The following is a 22,099-nucleotide window of genomic DNA, read 5'->3' as shown; positions in this document are numbered from 1 at the left end:
TCTTTTTTGAGTGTGTAAAGATAGGGCGTTAATACTGAAAGCCGAAAGTCTCGCAGACAAAGATTTCAATCGGCTTACAGCACTATATCCGGATGATTATCTTTTGTCCGGTTTATAATGTGAGTCTCTGAAAAGCTGCTGTGCATTGCTGATTTCCATTAATTGCGGCAAGGTTGTTTCTGGATGAGACTCCATATACTTGTTTACAATGCGCCAACCTACCCATTGACCAATACGGCCCGGACATTTTTCTCCAACCTGTATAGTGACAGGTCTTTCGCCGAGATAATCTTTTTTCACCACATGGCTGGTTTCAAACAATACATTACTCTCAATAAAGCGAGCCCAGATCAGATCTTCGTTGGCCCGCGAACCTTTTATTTCCTCCGGAGTATACCAGATCAACACACTGTCGGCTTCACAGGGTAACATGTGCTTGGCAAAGTAAAATGCTTTTCCATAGGCTATCATATCGGCAAGCACAGTTTTGTCTTTCATGTCTGTTCTGTTAAACGAGTCGCTTATACCATATATAAGCATGCAAGACGGAACAATATCATCCGGATCATATTTACGCAACAGATAGTCGTATACCTTCGGGCGGTACTTCGCTCCTTTTCCCAGATAGAAATCAAGACTGATAATGATCAAAGAATCGGTTACCATCATGTCGGTATCCAGACCAGAAACTACAGTCTGTATCTTCGGAGGATTGAAATCAGGGTAATAGTATTTCAGATTGGAGAACGCTTCCTCAAAAGACGCTTTTAATGCAGATAAATCGCCGAACACTCTCTTTACCTCTGTTTGCATTGTATCCAGATGCGGATTATTGAAACGCGCATATAGCTCATTGATAAAAACTGAATCGTTTGGGTATTCTGTTCTTCGAAATATATAGTCGCGAATCAAGGGTTGGTGAGTGAGCACTTTCACCAGATCATTTTTACTTTTCACATTGATCAGTGAATCCTGAAATTGCTCCAAAACAATCGTTACTTTTTTACCGGCTGTATCCGGAGCGAAGACGCATTTATCTTCTTCCTTTTTCGTACAACTGCTTAAAACCAGTACAAGAAAAGCAATGCCCAGTAATGAGTTCTTCATGTGTAAATTTTGCTGCGAAGATCGAATTTTTTATGACACAGTGAACAATGGAAAGCCATGGTAATTATTTCGTATCAAACGTAAGTGAATTTGTCTGTTCATCTTTCGTCAGCCGAAGGCTCTTCACTTTGCCACGAACGGTAACGTGTACGAGGTTTGACTGATCATCGTGCATTTCCATGATAATGTTATTCATCACCTGGATCGTTTTTAGTTTTTTAACATTCTCTGCCTCCACATAAAAAATGAAGGCCTCACCTTCCTGCTCATGACCGAGGTATCGTAATTTCTGCACTTTGTTATCAAGCGTGATTTTAAAGTGCTCGTTTATATAAGGCTGCATCATCTGGTCAACCGTAATTCCCTTGGGAGCTGTTATATCCAGCTCGGGCTGATTCAGCCTTTTGCGCATGGTCAGTTCAAGATCATCTATAAACACGCGCATCATTATTTCGAGTGCCTTATCTTTTTCATCAAACTCAATTTCCGTTACTGAAACATGAAGGGGATGCAGCATTACGAAAAAAGCAATGCTCTGTACAAAAGATAGAAATGAGAATGACATCATAGATTGAATATAGCCTTAATGGATTTCAAAAATAATACCGAATACAGAATTAATCGAACCTTCCGTCTCGCCTGCTCATCCGCCGGTAATCTTTTTCTATGGCATCTCAAACAAAATACCCTCGCTGTTTCTCAAAATTATCACCTATACTTGTGCCCTTTTTGCTTTCTTCATTTGGTTAATTATGAGCGAGTTTCAATTGTATTTCGGCCTGGGAAAAGACCACATTCTGGATTACAGCAATGGCTATGATCACATTCTGTTTGTGGTTGCCCTTTGTGCTTTGTATCTGATGCGCGACTGGCGGCAGGTGCTTGTTCTGGTTACGGCTTTTACCATTGGCCACTCCATTACACTGGCTCTTTCAACCCTGTCTATCATTTCGGTGAAGGAAGAACTTATCGAGTTTCTTATACCGCTCACCATTTTTATAACGGCTACTTCTAATCTTTTCAAAAATGAAGACAGCCTTTCGGGGCACCTTATCCAGATCAACTATTTTTTTGCAGCATTTTTCGGCCTTATCCATGGCATGGGGTTTTCCTATTACCTGAAAAGCATTTTAGGAAAGAATGAACGAATCATATCCCAGCTATTAGCCTTTAATATTGGCCTGGAGGTTGGCCAGATAATTATTGTTGCCATCTTTTTAACAGCCGGTTTTCTTTTGGTGGACTTGTTTGGCGTCAATCGCAGAGATTGGAAAATGGTAATCTCATCGGCGGTAGCGGGCATTGCTTTGATGTTAATGAAAGAAAAAGCATTTTGGATTGAATAACACTTATTAACCTATATGAAGCGTATCTTAAAAGTTTCCTTCCTGGTCGTGATGATGCAGGCGGCATGGGCACAGGAAACGCCCCAGTGGCAGGGCAAGTTTGAGCAACTTGACCAAATATTGCCAACTCCGAACGAATACCGCTCGGGCTCCGGAGCACCAGGACCAAAATACTGGCAGCAAAAAGCTGATTATGTTATCTCCGTTGAACTGAATGACGACAATCAAAGCATAACGGGTTCTGAAACGATTACTTATCATAACAACTCACCCGATGTATTGCGTTACCTCTGGCTGCAGCTCGATCAAAACAAGCTGGCCGAAGGCAACATGACTCAAAAAACAAAAACTGGTGCACTGCGCGATTCTATTGATGCAAAAAATGCCGGTACTACGTATAACCTGTTTGATTTTGACGGAGGTTTCAAGATAAAATCTGTGCGCGATGCTTCCGGCAAAGACCTGCCTCACCTGGTAAACTATACCATGATGCGCATTGATCTGCCGCAGCCGTTGAACCCCGGACAGAAATATACTTTCTCTATCGACTGGTGGTATAATATCAATGATGGCTTGCGTGCCCGAGAGCGTACGCAATTCGAATACTTCCCGGAAGATGGTAACTATTCGTATGTGATTGCCCAGTGGTTTCCACGCATGTGTGTATACGATGACTATGAAGGATGGCAGAATAAACAGTTTCTCGGACAAGGTGAGTTTGCATTACCATTCGGTGATTATAAAGTAAAGATTACAGTGCCCGCAGACCACATCGTAGGAGCGACAGGCCAGCTTAAAAATCCTGAGGCTGTATTGAGCAAAGAACAACTCGATCGCTTTAACAAAGCGAAGACATCTTTTGATAAACCGGTTATTATTGCTACCCAACAGGAAGCCGTGCAACGCGAGAAGACTAAACTGAAGGAAAAGAAAACCTGGGAGTTTCATGCTGATAATGTTCGCGACTTTGCATTTGCCACGTCACGGAAATTTATCTGGGATGCGCAGGCTGTAAAGATCGGCAACAAAACACCATTGGCGATGTCGTTCTATCCGAAAGAAGGTAATCCGCTGTGGGAAAAAGAATCTACCAACGCTGTAAAGAATGCGATTGAAGTATATTCCCGCATGACAATCGACTATCCTTATCCGGTGGCTATATCTGTGCATGCTGCGCATCAGGGAATGGAGTATCCGATGATCTGCTTCAACTATGGCCGTCCTGCCAAAGACGGTACTTATACTCCTTCCGTTCGCAAAGGTATGATCGGTGTTATTGTACATGAAGTGGGCCACAATTTTTTCCCGATGATCATCAACAACGATGAGCGCCAGATCACCTGGATGGATGAAGGTGTAAATACATTCGTGCAACTGGTAACAGAAATGGAGCGCTACCCCGATATAGATTTCGACAGAGGCAAGCCGGCAGCCTTGGTGCCTTATATGAAAGGCGATAAAACTACCATGCGTCCACTCATGGTAAACTCCGAGCAGGTAATTCAGTTTGGTAACGAGCAGTATGCAAAAGCCGGAACAGGATTATTCATGCTGCGCGAAACTATAATGGGCCGCGAGTTATTCGATAAAGCTTTTAAGGAGTATGCAAACCGCTGGGCTTTCAAACATCCAAAGCCTGCTGATTTCTTCCGTACCATGGAAGATGCATCGGCCGTTGATCTCGATTGGTTCTGGAGAGGCTGGTTCTATTCTACCGATGTTTGCGATCAGTCTATCGATCAGGTAAAGTGGTTTAGGATGCGCAAGGAAGAGGCAGATCCTGAAAAGAAAAATCTGAAGGTAAAGCAAGGTGATCTGAATGCACAGGGAGGCGAAAAGAAATTCGACAATTTCAACAACGGACCGGAGCCATTTAGTCTCATCAACACAGATCCGCGTATGTATGGTGAGTTTAGAAGCACGATCGATGATAAAGCGATCATGCAGAAACTTGAGAACAAAAACATCTACGAAGTTACGCTCAGTAACAAAGGTGGATTAGTGATGCCTGTGATTATTCAGTGGACGTATAAAGATGGTTCAACAGAAATTGAAAAGATACCGGCCGAGATTTGGCGCATCAATGAATCGAAAGTGACGAAAGTGTTTGTGAAGGATAAAGAGGTATCTAACATTGTAATCGATCCTAAACAGGAGATTACCGATATCAACACACAAGACAACGTCTTCCCGAAAGCTACCGCTTCCAAATTTGACGAATTCAAAAAGAACAACTAATACTGTTAATCGTTAGCAGTTACGTTAATCGTTAGTAAGTAAAAACGATTAACATGGTAACGGTTAACGAATCACAGTATACAATCAAAAACATTATGAGGGTATTACTTGCTATCGTATTAACGTGCGTGCTGATTCGCGTATCGGCACAGACACAACCACAGCAGCAATGGAAAGGAAAATTTGAACAGCTTGATCAGATACTTCCAACACCAAATGCATACCGCACCGGTTCGGGTGCACCAGGCCAAAATTACTGGCAGCAACGTGCCGACTATGTGATTAACGTAGAGGTTGATGACAATACACAATTGCTCACTGGTTCGGAAACCATCACCTATCATAACAATTCGCCTGAGCCATTAACCTTTTTATGGTTGCAGCTCGATCAAAATATACTGGCAAATGATAACATGACTTCGCAGACTAAAACCGGTGCTGTGCGCGACTCCGTGCCGGCCGGTTTTTTTAACATGATGACGGGTGTAAATACATCTGACTATAAAGGTGGATACAACATCAAGTCGGTGAAAGATGCCAGTGGCAAAGCATTGCCTCACACCATCAACCACACGATGATGCGTATAGACCTTCCGGCTCCGTTAAAGACTGGAGAAAAATTTACGTTTTCCATTGATTGGAGCTATACCGAATACAACCGGCAGATCTTTAACCAGCGTGGTGGCTACGAATATTTTCCTGATGATGGAAACTATGTATATACTTTCGCGCAGTGGTTTCCCCGCATGTGTGTGTTCGATGACTATGAAGGGTGGCAGAACAAGCAGTTCCTCGGTCAAAGCGAGTTTGCGCTTACGTTCGGAAATTACCGCGTGCGCATCACGGTTCCTGCAGATCACATTGTAGGTGCTACCGGCACTATTCAAAATCCAAAAGAAGTACTCACCAAAGAGCAACAAGAACGTTTGGAGAAGGCGAAGAAATCATTCGATCAGCCGGTATTCATCGTTACACAAGATGAAGCCATACAAAAAGAGAAAACAAAATCTACCAAGAAAGCTACGTGGGAGTTTTATGCAGAGAATGTGCGTGATTTTGCTTTTGCTTCTTCGCGCAAATTTATCTGGGATGCTCAGTCTGTAAAAGTTGGAGATAAAACACCGCTTGCTATGTCTTTATATCCGAAAGAAGGCAATCCTCTTTGGGAGAAAGAATCAACCAAGGCTATTAAGAATGCGCTTGAAATATATTCTCAGCGTACCTTCAATTATCCGTATCCGGTAGCGTATTCTATTCACACTGCCAACCAGGGTATGGAGTATCCAATGATCTGCTTCAATGGATCGCGCCCTAATAAAGATGGCACTTACTCGCAACAAAAGTTGGTTGGATTAGTACAGGTAGTAGTGCACGAAGTGGGTCACAATTTCTTCCCGATGATTGTTAACTCTGACGAGCGCCAATGGACCTGGATGGATGAAGGCTTGAATACCTTTCTTGAAAAAGAAACGGTACGCGTTCGCTATCCGGAGTTGTATAGCACACATGGTACACCGAAGGGTATAATTCCATTCATGAAAGGCGACAAAAGCCAGATGCGCCCTATCATGAGTAATGGTGATGATATGCGTTATAATGAGTTTGGTGCTAATGGCTATACCAAACCCTCTGCAGCGCTTACGTTGCTGCGGGAAACCGTTATGGGTCCCGAATTGTTTGATAAAGCGTTTAAAGAGTACGCTGAGCGCTGGGCTTTCAAACATCCTAAGCCTGCAGATTTCTTCCGCACTATGGAAGATGCATCAGGTGTTGACCTCGACTGGTTCTGGAGAGGATGGTTCTACTCTGTCGACAATGTTGATGTATCTGTAGAGGATGTAAAATGGTTTCAGCTGAAGAACGAACAAATGGAGCCTGAAAAGAAAACAATCAAGACCAGGAAAGGTGATCTGACAGCTGAAAAAAACAACGGTAGTGCTACTGACTTTAGCAACGGTCCTGAACAATTTACACTCACCAATACACCCGACCAGATGTACGGTGAATTCCGCAGTCGCATCAACGATAATGATGTACGCAAAAAACTGGAGGGTAAAAATATATACCAGATCAGGTTCAAAAATATAGGGGGTCTTGTTACTCCATTGGTAATTGAGTGGACGTATAAAGATGGTTCAAAAGAAATTGAGCGCATCCCTGCCGAGATCTGGCGCATCAACGAAAATGAAGTTGTTAAGGTATTTGTGAAGGATAAAGAGGTAGTAAATATTGCACTCGATCCTAACTTTGAATTGGCTGATATAGACATGAACAACAACGTTTTTCCGAAGAAGGCATCTGAGTCTAAATTCGATCAATTCAAAAAGAACAACTAAAGAATTCTAAAAAGATAAAGCCATCCTTTCAGAGGGATGGCTTTTTTATTTAATTAAAATCATCTTTCCCAAAAACCTCATTAACCAATGAAATCGTTTAGCATTCTTATCACTGTTCTTTTGCTGAGCATTTTTGTTCAGGCGCAAGAGCAAAAAAAATGGCAAGGCAAGTTCGAGCAGCTTGACCAGCTTTTGCCAACTCCTAATGAATATCGTACTGGCTCCGGTGAACCTGGTTCCAAATACTGGCAGCAACGTGCCGACTATACGATTGATGCCGAAATAGACGAGCCCACCAACACACTGAAAGGAAAAGAAACTATTACCTACTATAACAACTCACCCGAAACATTGAAGTATCTATGGTTGCAGCTTGACCAGAACATCAATAAAAAAGGCAATGAAGATTTTGGAAATTACTTTGGCCCGGTGCGCGATTCTCTCTCTACACTGCACATGCAATACCTGACTCGTGCTATTGAATTTGAAGGTGGATATAGTATTCAATCGGTTACCGATAAGGCAGGTAAAAATCTTCCGATCACAATTAATAACACCATGATGCGCATAGACTTGCCTGTAGCCATTAAAACCGGCGAGAGCTATACTTTCAATGTAGCATGGATGTACCCGATTACAGACAGAAGCTTATTCCTGTTATCGCGCGAAGGATATGAGCATTTCCCGGAAGATAATAACAATGTATACCTCATCGCGCACTGGTTTCCTCGTATGTGCCAATTCGATGATTACGAAGGATGGCAGAATAAACAATTCCAGCGACTGGGCGAGTTTGCACTTGAATTTGGAACCTATAAAGTAAATATTACGGTGCCGGCCGATCACTTGGTCGCCTCCACAGGTTCGTTGCTGAATGCTAAGGATGTACTCTCGGCAAGAGAATTGGAGCGTTTCGAAAAAGCGAAGTTATCGTTTGATAAACCTGCGATGATCGTAACCGAAGAAGAAGCACGTGCAAAAGAGAAAACAAAATCCACTGCAAAGAAAACCTGGAAATTTCAGGCTGATAATGTGCGCGATGTTGCCTTTGCTTCATCACGCAAGTTTATCTGGGATGTACAGGCTGTAAAGCTTCCTACCAATACCGTGCTCGCTATGTCTTTCTATCCGAAAGAAGGCTTGCCAGTGTGGTCGGAAGAATCAACCAAGGCGGTTAAGAATGCGGTGGAAGTATATTCGAAATATACCTTCGACTATCCGTATCCGGTAGCTATATCTGTGAACACCTCCAATATTGGTATGGAGTTTCCAATGATCAGCTTCAATGGTGGCCGCCCACACAATGGCCAGATGAGCGACAATGCCAAGGCAGGTATGATCGGAACCATTGTACATGAAGTTGGCCATAATTACTTTCCGATGATAGTAAGTTCGGATGAACGCCAGTGGATGTGGATGGACGAAGGGTTGAATACTTTTCTGCAAACCCGTACGGAGATGGAGCGCTATCCTGCCTTCCATCACACTGTTCCAAAAGATATAGTCCCCTATATGAAAGGCGACAAACGTGTGATGCGTCCGGTGATGAATACATCTGACAATGAAAGATTAAATGCATTCGGGGCCAACTACTATGAAAAGCCTACAGTAGCGTTAACCATTCTTCGTGAAACCATTATTGGTAAGGATTTATTCGATAAAGCCTTCAAGGAATATTCAAATCGCTGGATGTATAGACATCCTCGTCCGGCAGATTTCTTCAGAATGATGGAAGAAGCTACGGCGGTAGACCTGGATTGGTTCTGGCGTGGCTGGTTCTTTACTACCGACAATGTAGACATTTCAGTAGATAATGTGAAGTGGTATAAACTCCGAACAACACAGGCCGACATTGAAAATAAAAGCAAAACGGTGAAGACTGGTGATCTCAACGCGAAGGCTACCGATAAATCAAGCGCTGACTTCAGTCAAGGCCCACAGCCTTTCACCGTGCTGAATACGGATGAGAAAGCATACGGAGAATTTCGCAGCCACATTGACGATAACGCTGTGCGTCAAAAACTGGCTGGCAAAAATATATACCAGATACAGTTCAGGAACAATGGCGGGCTGGTAATGCCACTGATCATTGAATGGACGTACAAAGACGGCTCGAAAGAAACAGAAATGTTGCCAGCGGAGATTTGGCGTACAAATGAGAATGAGGTGAACAAAGTTTTCATCAAGGATAAAGAAGTGGTAAGCATCGTTCTTGACCCGAACTCAGAGATCGCCGATGTTGATATATCAAACAATGTGTTTCCCAAAAAACCGGTTGAATCCAAATTTGACCAGTTTAAGAAGACTAACTAAGGGGTCGATTTGAGTCAGAGAAATTTTTTATTCTTCGCGCCCTGTGATTACCGGGCGCGAATTTTTTGTTCCAAGTCAAATTAATGCTACAACATCTATTCAGAAAAAATCATCTAGTTTAATGTTCATTTATCGAGCGTAAGAATTATCCTGAATTCGATCTCTTCAACATTAAATATGGGCCCAGACAGTCCGTTTCTTCAGATAATGTGGTTTAGCTCAGGGCATTTCAACCTCGATTTACCTTAATTCGTAGGTTTTATTTTTAAATCTGACGTCTTATATTTACATCCTGTCGCGGTTCAGATGGTTTTTTTAAACCAGATTTTTTTGACTGATTATCTTTGCCGCCATATTTTTTAACCCAGGCCCTCGGGCATAAAATATTTAACAAACATGCAAAAACGCTGGCTGAGCTTTTCAGGTATTGCTGTCATGATTGTGGCAGTTGTATTTTTTAACCGCTATTATCTTCCATCTCTCGCCCATCAACAGGCCTCTGCTGATTCGCTTGAGTTCAACATCCAAAAAGAACCAAGTGTTCTCTATGGCATGGTGGTAGATGACTTTCTGGTGATCGAAGACAAGATTAAACGCAATGAACGTCTCGGTGATATTCTGGAAGAATACAACGTACCGGCCAGGCTCATCAACCAGGTATCGCAGCTTTCACGTAGCATTTTCGATGTTCGCAAAATTGTTCCGAACAAAAAATATACACTCATCTGTGGTCAGGACTCACTCAAAACAGCCAAAGCGTTGGTATATGAGCCTAACCCGATCGATTACATCGTATTCCGCTTTGACGATTCTCTTTCAGTAGACGTGTGCAAGCGCGATGTTATTACGGTAGAAAAAAGTATTGCCGGTGAGATTCGCTCCAACTTGTCGGAAACTATTGAAGAATTGGGTATTTCGCCCGAGCTTACCAACAAGTTTGTAGATATTTTCGGATGGCAGGTTGATTTCCAGCGCCTCCAGAAAGGCGACAAGTTCAAGCTAATCTATGAAGAGAGCCAGGTAGAAGGTGTTACCGTAAGCATCAACCAGATCAAAGCTATTTACTTTGAGCATTTCAGCAATCCTTATTATGCGTTTCCGTTCGATCAGGGCGAAGGCATGAATTACTATGATGCCGAAGGTAAAAGCCTCCGTAAGGCATTATTAAAATATCCGATTGAATTTACCCGCATCAGCTCGCGTTATACCATGAGTCGTTTCCATCCGGTTCAAAAGCGTTGGAAAGCTCACCTCGGGACCGACTTCGCAGCCCCTACCGGAACACCTATCCGCTCCGTTGGCGATGGCACTGTAGAAGAAGCTCAGTATAAATCCAACAACGGTAACTACGTAAAGATCCGTCACAACGGAACGTATACTACACAATACCTCCACATGTCGCGCATTGCCGATGGCGTTCGTGCGGGTACACGTATTCGCCAGGGCCAAACCATAGGCTATGTAGGCAGCACCGGTCTGGCCACAGGCCCTCACCTTTGCTATCGCTTCTGGAAAAATGGCATTCAGGTAGATGCACTTAAGATCGATCTGCCTCCTTCTGAACCTGTTCAAAAAGAATTCAGAGATGCATTTGACAAAGTAAAATCCGACCTTACAAAGAAGCTTGATGGCATTCCTTTCCCGCAGCAACGCGAGGAACCAATGGCTTCACTATAAATTCATAAATTCTTTATTCAACGCTTTGTTGAAGATGTAATTTTCTCTGACTTTTTTTGTTAGAGAATGGAGCGGTATCCTTCATCTTCTATGAAGCGTTGTTTTTTTGTACTACTTCTATTCCTGCCCTGCCTGCTTGAAGCCCAAAAGGTAGGTCTTGTATTGAGTGGTGGCGGTGCCAAAGGCATAGCGCATGTTGGTGTATTGAAGGCACTTGAAGAAAACGAGATACCGATCGATAACATTGTAGGTACTTCCATGGGTGGCATCATTGGTGGTTGTTACGCGGCCGGCATGAGCCCCCAGCAGATTGAAAACATGGTGTTATCAAACGAGTTTCTGGGTTGGGTAAACGGCTCGCCTGAAACCGGCTTCAACTATTTCTATTATAAAAACGACATCACACCTACTTTCCTCAAGCTAACGCTGGACCTCGATTCAACACTTAACTTTCAATTCAACACGAGCCTGGCAAAAGATGTATCGCTGAACTTTGCCCTGGCCGATAAGATGGCACAAGCTGCTGCCATTTCGCGCAGTAATTTTGATAGTCTCTTCGTTCCGTTGCGTGTTGTTGCTGCTGATATCTTTACGCAGAATGAAGTAGTGCTTTCAAAAGGTTCACTGAGCGATGCGCTACGCGCTACCCAAACGGTTCCCTTCTTTTATACACCTATACGTATTGATGGCAAGTATCTTTTCGATGGTGGTGTCTATAACAATTTTCCGGTAGATGTATCTGAACGCGACTTTAAACCTGATGTGGTTATAGGTGTGAATGTGTCTACCAAAATTTTTGACGAGTATCCATACGATAATGATGATAAGCTCATTTCTCGTTCGCTGCTTTTTATGCTGATGGATAAATCTGATCCTTCCATGATCAAAGAATCAGGTGTATTCATTCAACCTAATTTAAAAGGCTACACTTCTTTCGATTTTTCGCGTGCAAAAGCTATGATCGATAGCGGATATGTACAAACTATACGACAGATCGATGAGATTAAAAAGAAAGTAGCCCAACGCGCTACATGCGAGGATGTGGCGGTAAAACGTAATACGTTCAACAGTAAAAATGTACCTCTCATATTTCACGGCCTGTCGTTCAAAGGATTTAATTCACGACAGCGCGGGTATATTACCAAGCTTTTCAAAATACACAATGGCGATAACAAGCCGTTATACTATCGTAACATTAAAAAAGGTTACTTCAAGCTGGTGGCCGAAGATTACTTTTCGAATGTATACCCCAGCATACTGTATGATAGCAGTAAAAAATCGTTTGCGTTTCAGCTCGCACGAAGACCTCAGCAAAATTTCCAGGTAGATTTTGGTGGCGTGATCGCTTCACGCGACATCAGTAACATTTTTCTGGGATTGAATTACTATCATTTCGGCAGAACACTTAACCATTACTATACTGCTTTTCAAACCGGAAGCTTCTATAAATCCGGTGTAGCCAAAGTGCGCATCGACTTCCCCAATCAATTGAATTTTGAGCCATACCTGGAGTATAACAATTGGGATTATTTTGAGAACGGAGATCTGTTGAAGAATGTATCTTCTTACTCACCTACTGTGTTAACACGCATTAACCGCAAATTCGGTCTTTCGCTAAGCGTGCCTATTCGTGAATACTTCAAATGCTCGGTAAACATAGAAGGTTTCAACAATGTAGACCGTTACGTTAACAGCGACGTATTTGTAAGCACTGATACACTCGATCGCATGCGCATCAAGGGATTTAAAACCGGTGTCTCATTTTCTGCCAATACTTTAAACCGGAAGCAGTATGCATCGCGCGGTGAGGCTTATTCCATCACCGCTAATTATTTTCAGGCTTCAGAAGTATATACTCCTGGAAATACATCGATAGTATCCAACCAGACAACAAATCATCACAACTGGTTTCGGGTTCGCGCCAGTGCCGAGCAATACTTCAAAGCCGGATGGTTCCACACCGGATATCTGGCAGAAGTCGTTTTGTCCAATCAACCATTCTTCCGAAATTATTTTGGAACGATTATAAACACGCCTGCTTTCCTTCCGCTACAAGACAGCCGCACGCTGATATTGGAAAATTTTCGTTCGTTTAATTATGTAGCAGGAGGTATACGTAACATCTTTGCTCTCCGCAATCGTCTCGATCTTCGTTTGGAAGGATACCTGTTTAAACCCTTTGATTACATTAAGGAAGGCAGCAACCAGGAGGCCTATACAAGCACAAACATTCAATCCATATTTTTTGCTGCTGCCTGCAATCTCGTATACCACGCACCCATTGGCCCGGTAAGCCTGAGTGTAAATTATTATGACGATAAACAAAACCAGCTGGGTATTTTATTGCACGTGGGATTTCTGCTATACAACCATCATTCGCTGGAGTAAACACTCGTTTATACCAATCCATTTTACCTGTATTTATAAGGCATTCGTCTTTTTGGCGAGTCGATTCAACTTCATTTTAAATTTTTTAGCTATGTTTAACCTTCCAAAATCTTAAACAGGCGCTCTGGCATGAAGCGAGTTTTACTAACTTTCATTTTATCGGTTGTATTTATACTGGGCTCAAAAGCACAAGTAGTGCAGTGGGCTTCAAAAGTTATTGAGTTCTCATCAGAGCTCACACCCGTGCAATACTCCGCCCAGCAGGCTCTGGGTAAACCCAATGTTCTACCCGCAGGCGGACAAAGTCCAAACGCCTGGGCTCCCGATAAGCCTAACCGAAAGGAATTTTTAAAACTAGGTTTTGCCAATCCTATCAGCATTCGCCAGATAGCTATTGCGGAATCTCACAATCCGAGTGCTATATACCGTGTATTGGTGTATGATGAGGCCGGTAAAGAATATGTAGTCAATACATTGAATCCGATGGCTGTTCCATTGAAAGGACGTATGTTGAACCTGTTCATGGAAATGACACCATACAAAGTAGCGGCCGTAAAAATTGAATTTGACGGTGCAGCCGTGCCGGGATACTATGGTATAGATGCTGTGGCAATATCAGACTCTAACTATCCTATCATTGCCGATATACCGAAAATGCAATTGCTTGCTTCCGGCATCCTGATCGAAGCACTGGATAAAAATGTAAACAGCGAATACAGCGAGTTGAATCCGTTGCTTTCACCCGATGGTAAAACACTTTACTTCAGCAGAAGAAATCATCCTGAAAATATGGGTGGCGTAAACGATAAAGAAGATATATGGTATTCTGAACTAGATTCAGCCGGACGCTGGCAACTTGCCAAGAACATGGGAGCTCCGTTCAACAATGAAGGCCCTAATTTTGTAAACACCATTCAATCTGTTACGCCTGATGGTAAATCTGCCATTATGGTGCTGGGCAACAAATACCTCGACAATGGTAAAATGCGTGCAGGGGTTTCCATTAGCTCTAACGTAAATGGATCGTGGAGCAAGCCTGTAGCCCTCAACATTGTTAACGACTATAACTTTAACGATAAGGCCAATTACTTTCTCACCAACAATCGCAAAACATTGCTGATGTCTGTTGAGCGTGAAGACTCACATGGCGATCGCGACCTGTATGTTAGCTTTATGAGCAACGACAGCACATGGTCACAGCCCCTTAACCTGGGCGATGTGGTCAATACAGCAGGTGAAGAGTCTGGTCCTTTCCTGGCTTCTGATGATAAGACACTATATTTTTCCTCCAACGGCTTCAGCGGTTATGGCAGCACCGATATTTATGTTACACGCAGACTTGACGACACGTGGACGAACTGGTCAGAGCCAGAGAATCTTGGGCCAGAGATCAATTCACCACTGGAAGATCTTTTCTTTAATATTCCCGCCAACAGCGATTACGCCTATTACTCACGCGGTGTAACTGAGACCAACACCGATATTTTCCGTGTTAAACTCCCGATCGTGAAGAATCCGGAACCGTGGGTTACGGTTCGCGGAAAAATTATTGATAAAACCACTGGTAAACCATTGTCGGCTAAAGTTATTTATGAACGACTTCCCGATGGTAAAGATGTAGGTATAGCGCAAACCAACCCAGAAACGGGCGAGTATGAAATACGTTTACCAGCAGGCCAATTGTATGGTGTGCATGCAGAGTCTGACAGCAAGATTTCAGAGAGCCAGAATCTCGATCTGCGCAATATTACTTCCGATCAGGTGATCAATAACAAAGACTTCAACCTGTCTCCTATCGAAGTGGCACCGGTACAGGAAAACATTACGATTGTATTGAACAATGTTTTCTTCGACTTTGATAAGGCTATACTAAAACCCGAATCATTCCCTGAATTGAACCGTATCACAAATCTGATGAAGGAAAAGGGCGGCATGCAAATTGTGATTTCAGGCCACACCGATGCAACCGGACCGGAGCAATATAACCTCGGATTGTCAGAGCGCAGAGCCAAGTCGGTAGCTAATTATTTTATCGACAAGGGCATTGCTAAAGATCGTATTGCAACGGAGTTCTTTGGCGAAACAAAACCTGCTGACACAAACGAAACAAAAGAAGGAAGGAAGAAGAATCGCAGGGTAGAATTCAAAATTGTGAAATTGTAATTCATAGACCACTATGGTTCATAAGTATCTCGCACTTTCGGTCGTAATTATTTGCAGCACACTTTCGGTTGTAGGTCAATCCGATTCGCTGATCTATGCTGAAGGTAAAATTCTCAATGCTGCAACGAAAGAACCTGTTACTGCGCGTGTAACCTATCAAAGTCTGCCATACGGCAATCGTGTAGGTACATTAAACGCCAATTCCTATTCATTTCCATTGTTCGACAATGAGAAATACTCATTGATCGTGGAAGCTCCCGGCTTTACCACCGCCAAATTTCTGATCGATCCTGCAGAGGCAAAAGGCAACAACAAAGTGCTGAAAGATATAGAACTCTCTACAACAACCACAGGCAACAACAAGCATCTTGTAGGAAATGTAATGCGCCTCGATAATGTGATCTTCCAGGTTGGGAAATCAAAACTCAATGAAGAGTCTTATTCTGAACTGGATGTTGTGGTAAATATGATGAAAGAAAATCCTACCATGGTTATCCAATTGGAAGGTCATACTGACTATCTCGGAGATGCGAAAGAAAATATGAAGCTATCACAGGCTCGTGTTGATGCTGTAAAAAGTTATATCGTTTCAAAGAACGTTAACAAGAATCGTATCAAGACGAAAGCCTTTGGAGGTACACAACCTTTATCGCGCGATGATACTCCGGAAGCTCACCGCTTAAATCGCCGGGTCGAACTTCGTATTCTTGAAAACTAAGTTTTCGATTTAGCTTCAGTAGCTGACATTGGCTACCATTTCCATTTTGCGTTTCCGAACCGATTGAATTTTCTTGACGCAGTTTTCTTTCAGCGAAGCATCGAGCTTGCTTGCCTCAATTGACAATAAAACTATTCGGGAAAATTCTTCGAGTCTGGGAGACTGATAAAGTGCAGATGCCTTTTCGAGATAATCAATAGTGCTCACCCATTCATGATTGTTATAGGCTATTACGGCATGGTTATAATACAGCAAGCCCAACACTTCATCCAGGTTTACAACATTGTATAGATCAAAGCTGAAATAATAATAGCGCTTATTACGAGTGTCTTTCTGAGTAGCATTTTGTCTATAGGTGGTTATTCTTTTTTCGATCTCCGCTTTGCTATCGGTAAAGCCATGGGCAGGATCAGTTGCTTCGAGCAGTACTTCTCCATCAGAAGTCTCGGCCATTAAAAAAATATGATAGTTGGTTTCAATGATTCGATACGGAATGGAAAAATGATCGAGTAACAAGGCATACAGGGCTGTACCTGTTAAGCAATTATAATCGCCTTTATTCAACAGGTCGCTGAACGAAGAGTATTGGATATAGTTTTTCAGAAACCGCCGGTGTGTCTTCGTGAATATGTACTCAACAAAATCCTTGTCACGCCTAAAGTCGTTCCGTTTGCTTGTCAGCCTTTCAACAAAAGAAGGTAATGCATCAGCCGGTGCTGTGCTCACCTTTAAACCGGTAGTACTGTATAAAAAAACGTAATGCTCGAACGAGGTGGATGAAGTGGGCATAACTTGGGCATCCTGGGCTAAAGCAAGTACTGGCAGAAAGCAAATCAGCACCCAGCCTTTCATGTTATGCCAATGTTAAGTGTATGTTAACAAATTACATATAAAAGTAACATTAAGCAAGTATGGGTTAACATTAACGTAATGTTATAACACCTACTACGTGATTTGAGCTGCTGCTATTTTTGGCTAACTTTCCTATATGCAGACCATCGCCGAAACCACCATCACCGATATTCTCCTGGAGACTTTTAAAAAGCACCAGCAGGGAGTTTCCACACTTCGGAAAGAGCCTTTGAGCAATCGTATGGCGCGATTGAAAAAATTGCGCCAGTGGATTCATACCAACAGGTCGGCTATTCATCAGGCAGCCTTTCTGGACTTCAGCAAGCCAGCTATGGAAGTGGATGGAACAGAAGTCTTTCATGTTTTAAGCGAAATCAGGCTCGCTATTTCCTCACTGGAAGTATGGGCAAGTCCTCGTAAAATAGATGCACCCGTCACCATGCTGGGCACACGCTCTTACATACAGCCTGAAGCACGTGGTGTATGTTTAATCATCGCTCCATGGAATTATCCCTTCAGCCTGGCTGTAGGGCCGCTGGTGTCGGCGTTAGCGGCTGGCAATAGTGTTGTACTTAAACCTTCTGAACTAACACCACATGTATCGGCACTTCTGAGTCGGATGGCAAAAGAAGTGTTTGAAGAAACCATTGTAACCGTTGTTGAAGGCGATGCCAGTATATCACAACAGCTCCTGCAGTTTCCATTCGATCATATCTTTTTTACCGGAAGCCCGTCTATCGGCAAGCTGGTAATGAAAGCTGCGGCCGAACACCTGACTTCTGTTACTCTTGAATTAGGTGGCAAGTCTCCCACGATTGTTACAGCGTCTGCTAATCTTCGCGAAGCAGCTCAGCGTATAGCAGTCGCTAAATTTGTAAACAACGGACAAACCTGCGTTGCACCCGATTATATATTGGTAGATGAGAATGTACAGCAGCCTTTTCTGGACGAGCTGAAGATACAGGTGAAAAAACTTTTCGCCGATACTAACGGATCTTTTGAAACATCCTCCAGTTATTGTCGCATTGTTAACCAAAAGCATTTCCATCGGCTGAATGAATTACTGCAGGATGCACTATACCATGGTGCGCGTCTGGAGTTTGGTGGCAAAGTGGATGAGCCTTCCAGGTATATACATCCTGTTCTTTTAACACACGTGCCCGATCACTGCCGCCTGATGGAAGAAGAGATATTCGGCCCTATACTTCCCCTGGTTTCCTATGCCAACCTCGATGAAGTTGTGAGTATCATCAACGCGAAGCCTAAAGCATTGGCATTGTATATTTTTGCAAACCATAAACACGACTGCGAAAAAATTATACGGGAAACTTCTGCCGGAGCTGTATGTATTAACGATTGTGCCATTCACTTTCTTCACCATAATCTACCTTTTGGAGGTGTGAACAATAGTGGTATAGGCAGTTCGCACGGGCGCTTCGGATTTCTGGCCTTCTCGCACGAAAAGCCTGTGATGAAACAAAAGAGTGGTATCACCAGTATCCGGCCGTTCTATCCTCCCTATACAGAAATGTCTAAGAAGCTGATGGATTGGTTTTTAAAGCTATTTTGAAAAGCTGCATATGGATTTCACCACTGCCTCATCCTAACGTTGTAACGGGCTTTTAAAAGAAGCTTTCTGCCAAATACCAAAAAACACTCCCTCCCGTTTAGTAAATTTGAGTTCAGATTTTAAAATTTAATGGAGTTTAGATTTGTTATCCAATATTGCTCACACGGCACACTCAACCCAAATCCCGGACTTGATCTTACATACTAATTCTTAAATCTATATATGAAAAAAGCGTTGAAATGGATACTCATTACAGTGGGTGGATTGATCGTACTTATTCTGGCTGCAGCCTTTATTATTCCTATTGCCTTTAAGGATGATATAGCAGCCGCGATCAGTAAAGAAATTTCCAAATCTGTCAATGCTCACGTTGTGTGGGAAGTTGATAAGTTCAATCTCACGCTCTTCAAAAATTTTCCGAACATTACAGCCGAGATGCGCGATCTCGGGGTTATTAACAAAGAACCGTTTGACGGTGAAGTTCTTTTTGCTACCGAAAGCTTCGAAGTGGAAGTTAATCTGAAAGACATCCTGTTTGGCGATCAATTACGCGTAAAAGGTATCTCGCTGGTTCACCCGGTAATCAATGTAAAAGTATTGAAGGATGGAAGAGCTAACTACGATATTGCTATTCCTTCTACGGATACAGTTACAACTTCAGAAGAGTCGAGTAATTTTTCATTCGGCATAGACCATTGGGAAATCGTTGGTGGCGATATCACGTATGATGATGCGTCCCTTCCTTTTGTAATGAAATTGAAAGGTGTAAATCACTCCGGCTCTGGCGATTTTTCACAAGATGAATTTGATCTGAAGACAAAGACCGTTGCTGATACCGTAAGCATGGCGTATGACGGCACCGAATACCTGACTAACAAACGGGCTGAAATAGATGCTACAATCTCGATAAGCGAGGCCTATACGAAATATACTTTCAAAGAAAACACAGCTAAGCTCAACGACTTTGCTATGAGCTTTGACGGGTGGTTTAAAATGAATGAAAAGGATTTTGGCATGGACATTAATTTCAAGAGTCCTGAAAATTCTTTCAAGAGCATTCTTTCCCTCGTTCCGGGTATATATACCGAAAGCTTCAATAAGCTTGAAACGAAAGGCGAGCTGGCATTCAACGGTTTTGTAAAAGGAACCTATAGCGAAACACAGATGCCTGCGTTTAACCTGAACCTGCTGGTGAAGGATGCTATGTTCAAATATCCTGAGTTGCCAACGCCTGTTAACAACATCAATGTTGATCTGCTGGTAGATAATAAAGATGGTATAATTGACAACACGGTTATCGATCTTAAAAAACTTCACCTTGATTTTGGATCTAACCCGGTAGATGCAAAGGCTCTCATCACGAAAATGTATCCTACCAATGTAGATGCTACGCTCGCTGCCAAGCTGAACCTCGCCGAACTAAGCAAGATGTTTCCAATGGAAGGTTTGGAAATGAAAGGTAATTATAGTGTTGATCTGAAAGCAAAAGGTATATATGACAGCCTCAAGAAAACCATTCCTGCCATTGATGCTGCCATGGCACTTACCAACGGCTTTGTGAAGTCGTCACAGTTTCCTTTGCCGCTTCAGGATATGCACTTTACTTCTACCGTTAAAAACAGCTCCGGAAAACTTGCGGAAACAACAATTAACGTAAAAGATTTCTCTGTATTGATGGATGGCGAGAAGTTCAGCGCAGACCTGTTGCTCCAAAACCTGGACGATTATACCTGGGATTTGAAGGCGAAAGGTGGAATTGACCTGGAGAAGATCACCAAAGTATTTCCATTGGAAGGCATGACCCTTGCCGGAAAAGTAAAAGCTGATATTGAAACAAAAGGTAAATATTCGGATGTGCAGGCAGAACATTACGATCGCCTCCCTACCAGTGGCACTGCTTCATTGAAAGATTTCAAATATGTAACTAAAGATCTGCCAACCGTAACTTTGTCGCAGGCCGCTATGGTGTTTGACCCGAGGAAAATCGACTTGCAAAATGTAAACGGAACCATCGGCAAGAGCGATTTCGCTGTGAGTGGTTCTGTACTGAATTACCTGGGATATATATTCGGTAAGAATGAAACCATCAAAGGCTCCATGAATTTCAACTCAACCTTACTGGATCTTAATGAATTTATGACCGATAGCGAATCGACCACTGCATCTACCGATACAGCTGCATTAAGCGTTATACCGGTGCCATCAAATATAGACTTCCTGCTGAAGTCGAATCTGAAAACCGTTAAGCTTATGAACTTCAACATTACCAACGCAACCGGTGATGTTGTTGTAAAGGATGGCATTGCCAACCTGAGCGGTTTGAAGTTCAACATGCTTGGCGGTGCATTTGTTGTAAATGGAACATATGATACAAAAGATATAGCGCATCCTAAATATGACATGGGATTAAAGATCGACAACGTATCTATAAAAGAAGCATCCAGCGCTTCTTCACTTGTATCCACGTATGCTCCTGTAGCCGGTATGATGAGCGGAAATTTTTCTACTGATTTCAAGATTAGTGGTGAGCTGTTAAAAGATATGATGCCTAATATGGCTACCGTTAATGGAGGTGGATTGATCAAGATTGCACAAGCCGCATTGAAAGATTCCAAGATCATTTCCGGGTTAACTTCATTAACAAAACTGAATGATGCCAATGAAGTATCGATGAAGGATGTGTTGATGTCTGCTGCTATAAAAGATGGCCGCCTGAGTGTAAAACCTTTCGATGTTAAATTCGGAAACTATAAAACAACCGTCACCGGAAGCACAGGGCTCGATCAATCGATAGACTATACTTTGAAAATGGATGTACCTGCCGGTAAGCTTGGCTCTCAATTCAACAGCTTCCTCTCAGAAAAAGCCGGCATGAAGACCGATCCAAACGGAACGATTTCATTACCTATAACTTTGGGTGGTACAGCAACCAATCCTTCGTTTAAACTTGTTTCTTCTGAACAGAAAGAACAAGCTAAAGAAGCCGTGACAAACGCCGCAAAAGAGGAAGGCACCAAGGCTATTGAAAAAGCGGTGAAAGGCACGGAGGCAGAGAAGATTGTCGGTAATATACTCGGCAAGTCTTCATCAGACACAACGAAGACAATGACCAAAGCAGATTCTGCTAAAGCGCAACAAGTTGAAGATGCAAAGAGCCTTATAAAGGGTCTCCTTAAAAAGAAGAAGAATTAGATTTATACTTAGTATATATTGTTAAATGGTCAGGCAATACCTGACCATTTTTTTTGTAACCACAGTTATTCCCATTTCATCTTTGCCAATCCGGTATTCATCGGCAGGAATTGCTATTCATGTTTGTTTTGCACCCGACAGTAAAGGTTCTGCGTATTCAGGTAATCTCATAAGTCCAGCATGAAAGAAAACTACTACC

Annotated in this window: 13 protein-coding genes; 10 read left to right on the top strand and 3 right to left on the bottom strand. The window is 42.7% G+C overall.

What is annotated here, in order from left to right:
- Positions 1 to 96: 96 nt before the first annotated feature.
- Complete coding sequence (gene gldB, locus V7Q33_RS00925) at positions 97 to 1,107, bottom strand: gliding motility lipoprotein GldB (protein ID WP_331979021.1); 1,011 nt, start codon at positions 1,105 to 1,107, stop codon at positions 97 to 99.
- Positions 1,108 to 1,171: 64 nt separating this feature from the next.
- On the bottom strand, positions 1,172 to 1,675 hold the full coding sequence (locus V7Q33_RS00920; protein WP_331979019.1) for a DUF6702 family protein: 504 nt from the start codon (positions 1,673 to 1,675) through the stop codon (positions 1,172 to 1,174).
- A 184-nt stretch (positions 1,676 to 1,859) separates the two neighbouring features.
- On the opposite strand from V7Q33_RS00920, the gene V7Q33_RS00915 reads away from it, so the two are divergent.
- The 8 genes from V7Q33_RS00915 to V7Q33_RS00880 all read left to right on the top strand — a co-directional run bounded on the left by V7Q33_RS00915 (position 1,860) and on the right by V7Q33_RS00880 (position 16,286).
- Positions 1,860 to 2,453 carry a HupE/UreJ family protein gene (locus V7Q33_RS00915; protein WP_331979017.1) on the top strand — a complete coding sequence of 198 codons (594 nt, stop codon included), beginning with the start codon at positions 1,860 to 1,862 and terminating at the stop codon, positions 2,451 to 2,453.
- A 15-nt stretch (positions 2,454 to 2,468) separates the two neighbouring features.
- Positions 2,469 to 4,691 (top strand): M1 family metallopeptidase, encoded by a 2,223-nt coding sequence (locus V7Q33_RS00910; RefSeq protein WP_333818611.1) that lies wholly within the window; start codon positions 2,469 to 2,471, stop codon positions 4,689 to 4,691.
- Positions 4,692 to 4,786: 95 nt separating this feature from the next.
- A complete protein-coding gene (locus tag V7Q33_RS00905) occupies positions 4,787 to 7,027 on the top strand; it encodes a M1 family metallopeptidase (protein ID WP_333818610.1) in 2,241 nt (746 codons plus the stop codon).
- 87 nt (positions 7,028 to 7,114) lie between these two features.
- Entirely contained in the window at positions 7,115 to 9,340 is a 2,226-nt protein-coding gene (locus V7Q33_RS00900; protein ID WP_333818609.1) for a M1 family metallopeptidase, read from the top strand.
- A gap of 396 nt (positions 9,341 to 9,736) precedes the next feature.
- Complete coding sequence (locus V7Q33_RS00895) at positions 9,737 to 11,017, top strand: M23 family metallopeptidase (RefSeq protein ID WP_331979009.1); 1,281 nt, start codon at positions 9,737 to 9,739, stop codon at positions 11,015 to 11,017.
- A gap of 90 nt (positions 11,018 to 11,107) precedes the next feature.
- Positions 11,108 to 13,405 carry a patatin-like phospholipase family protein gene (locus tag V7Q33_RS00890; RefSeq protein WP_331979007.1) on the top strand — a complete coding sequence of 766 codons (2,298 nt, stop codon included), beginning with the start codon at positions 11,108 to 11,110 and terminating at the stop codon, positions 13,403 to 13,405.
- A gap of 129 nt (positions 13,406 to 13,534) precedes the next feature.
- Positions 13,535 to 15,568: an OmpA family protein gene (locus tag V7Q33_RS00885; protein ID WP_333818608.1), complete on the top strand. Its 2,034-nt coding sequence runs from the start codon at positions 13,535 to 13,537 to the stop codon at positions 15,566 to 15,568.
- A gap of 13 nt (positions 15,569 to 15,581) precedes the next feature.
- The gene (locus tag V7Q33_RS00880) at positions 15,582 to 16,286 is read left to right on the top strand and encodes an OmpA family protein (protein ID WP_331979003.1); all 705 of its coding nucleotides are present in this window, start codon (positions 15,582 to 15,584) and stop codon (positions 16,284 to 16,286) included.
- A gap of 15 nt (positions 16,287 to 16,301) precedes the next feature.
- Here the strand turns inward: V7Q33_RS00880 and V7Q33_RS00875 are convergent, their stop codons facing one another.
- Positions 16,302 to 17,138, bottom strand: coding sequence for a hypothetical protein (locus V7Q33_RS00875; RefSeq protein ID WP_333818607.1), 837 nt, complete (start codon positions 17,136 to 17,138; stop codon positions 16,302 to 16,304).
- Positions 17,139 to 17,274: 136 nt separating this feature from the next.
- Here V7Q33_RS00875 and V7Q33_RS00870 point away from each other — a divergent pair, with 136 nt between their 5' ends.
- Both V7Q33_RS00870 and V7Q33_RS00865 read left to right on the top strand, forming a co-directional pair.
- Entirely contained in the window at positions 17,275 to 18,708 is a 1,434-nt protein-coding gene (locus V7Q33_RS00870; protein ID WP_331978999.1) for an aldehyde dehydrogenase family protein, read from the top strand.
- A gap of 222 nt (positions 18,709 to 18,930) precedes the next feature.
- On the top strand, positions 18,931 to 21,900 hold the full coding sequence (locus tag V7Q33_RS00865; RefSeq protein ID WP_333818606.1) for an AsmA family protein: 2,970 nt from the start codon (positions 18,931 to 18,933) through the stop codon (positions 21,898 to 21,900).
- Positions 21,901 to 22,099: the final 199 nt, after the last annotated feature.

It is taken from the genome of Ohtaekwangia sp. (assembly GCF_036786105.1).
Lineage (GTDB): Bacteria > Bacteroidota > Bacteroidia > Cytophagales > Cyclobacteriaceae > Ohtaekwangia.
The sequence above is the reverse complement of the archived record's forward strand: the minus strand, read 5'-3'. Positions and strand labels throughout refer to the sequence as shown.

Coding starts and splice junctions, on each gene's coding strand:
- gldB (WP_331979021.1), bottom strand. CDS start 1,107: ATGAAGAACTCATTACTGGGCATTGCTTTTCTTGTACTGGTTTTAAGC.
- V7Q33_RS00920 (WP_331979019.1), bottom strand. CDS start 1,675: ATGATGTCATTCTCATTTCTATCTTTTGTACAGAGCATTGCTTTTTTC.
- V7Q33_RS00915 (WP_331979017.1), top strand. CDS start 1,860: ATGAGCGAGTTTCAATTGTATTTCGGCCTGGGAAAAGACCACATTCTG.
- V7Q33_RS00910 (WP_333818611.1), top strand. CDS start 2,469: ATGAAGCGTATCTTAAAAGTTTCCTTCCTGGTCGTGATGATGCAGGCG.
- V7Q33_RS00905 (WP_333818610.1), top strand. CDS start 4,787: ATGAGGGTATTACTTGCTATCGTATTAACGTGCGTGCTGATTCGCGTA.
- V7Q33_RS00900 (WP_333818609.1), top strand. CDS start 7,115: ATGAAATCGTTTAGCATTCTTATCACTGTTCTTTTGCTGAGCATTTTT.
- V7Q33_RS00895 (WP_331979009.1), top strand. CDS start 9,737: ATGCAAAAACGCTGGCTGAGCTTTTCAGGTATTGCTGTCATGATTGTG.
- V7Q33_RS00890 (WP_331979007.1), top strand. CDS start 11,108: ATGAAGCGTTGTTTTTTTGTACTACTTCTATTCCTGCCCTGCCTGCTT.
- V7Q33_RS00885 (WP_333818608.1), top strand. CDS start 13,535: ATGAAGCGAGTTTTACTAACTTTCATTTTATCGGTTGTATTTATACTG.
- V7Q33_RS00880 (WP_331979003.1), top strand. CDS start 15,582: ATGGTTCATAAGTATCTCGCACTTTCGGTCGTAATTATTTGCAGCACA.
- V7Q33_RS00875 (WP_333818607.1), bottom strand. CDS start 17,138: ATGAAAGGCTGGGTGCTGATTTGCTTTCTGCCAGTACTTGCTTTAGCC.
- V7Q33_RS00870 (WP_331978999.1), top strand. CDS start 17,275: ATGCAGACCATCGCCGAAACCACCATCACCGATATTCTCCTGGAGACT.
- V7Q33_RS00865 (WP_333818606.1), top strand. CDS start 18,931: ATGAAAAAAGCGTTGAAATGGATACTCATTACAGTGGGTGGATTGATC.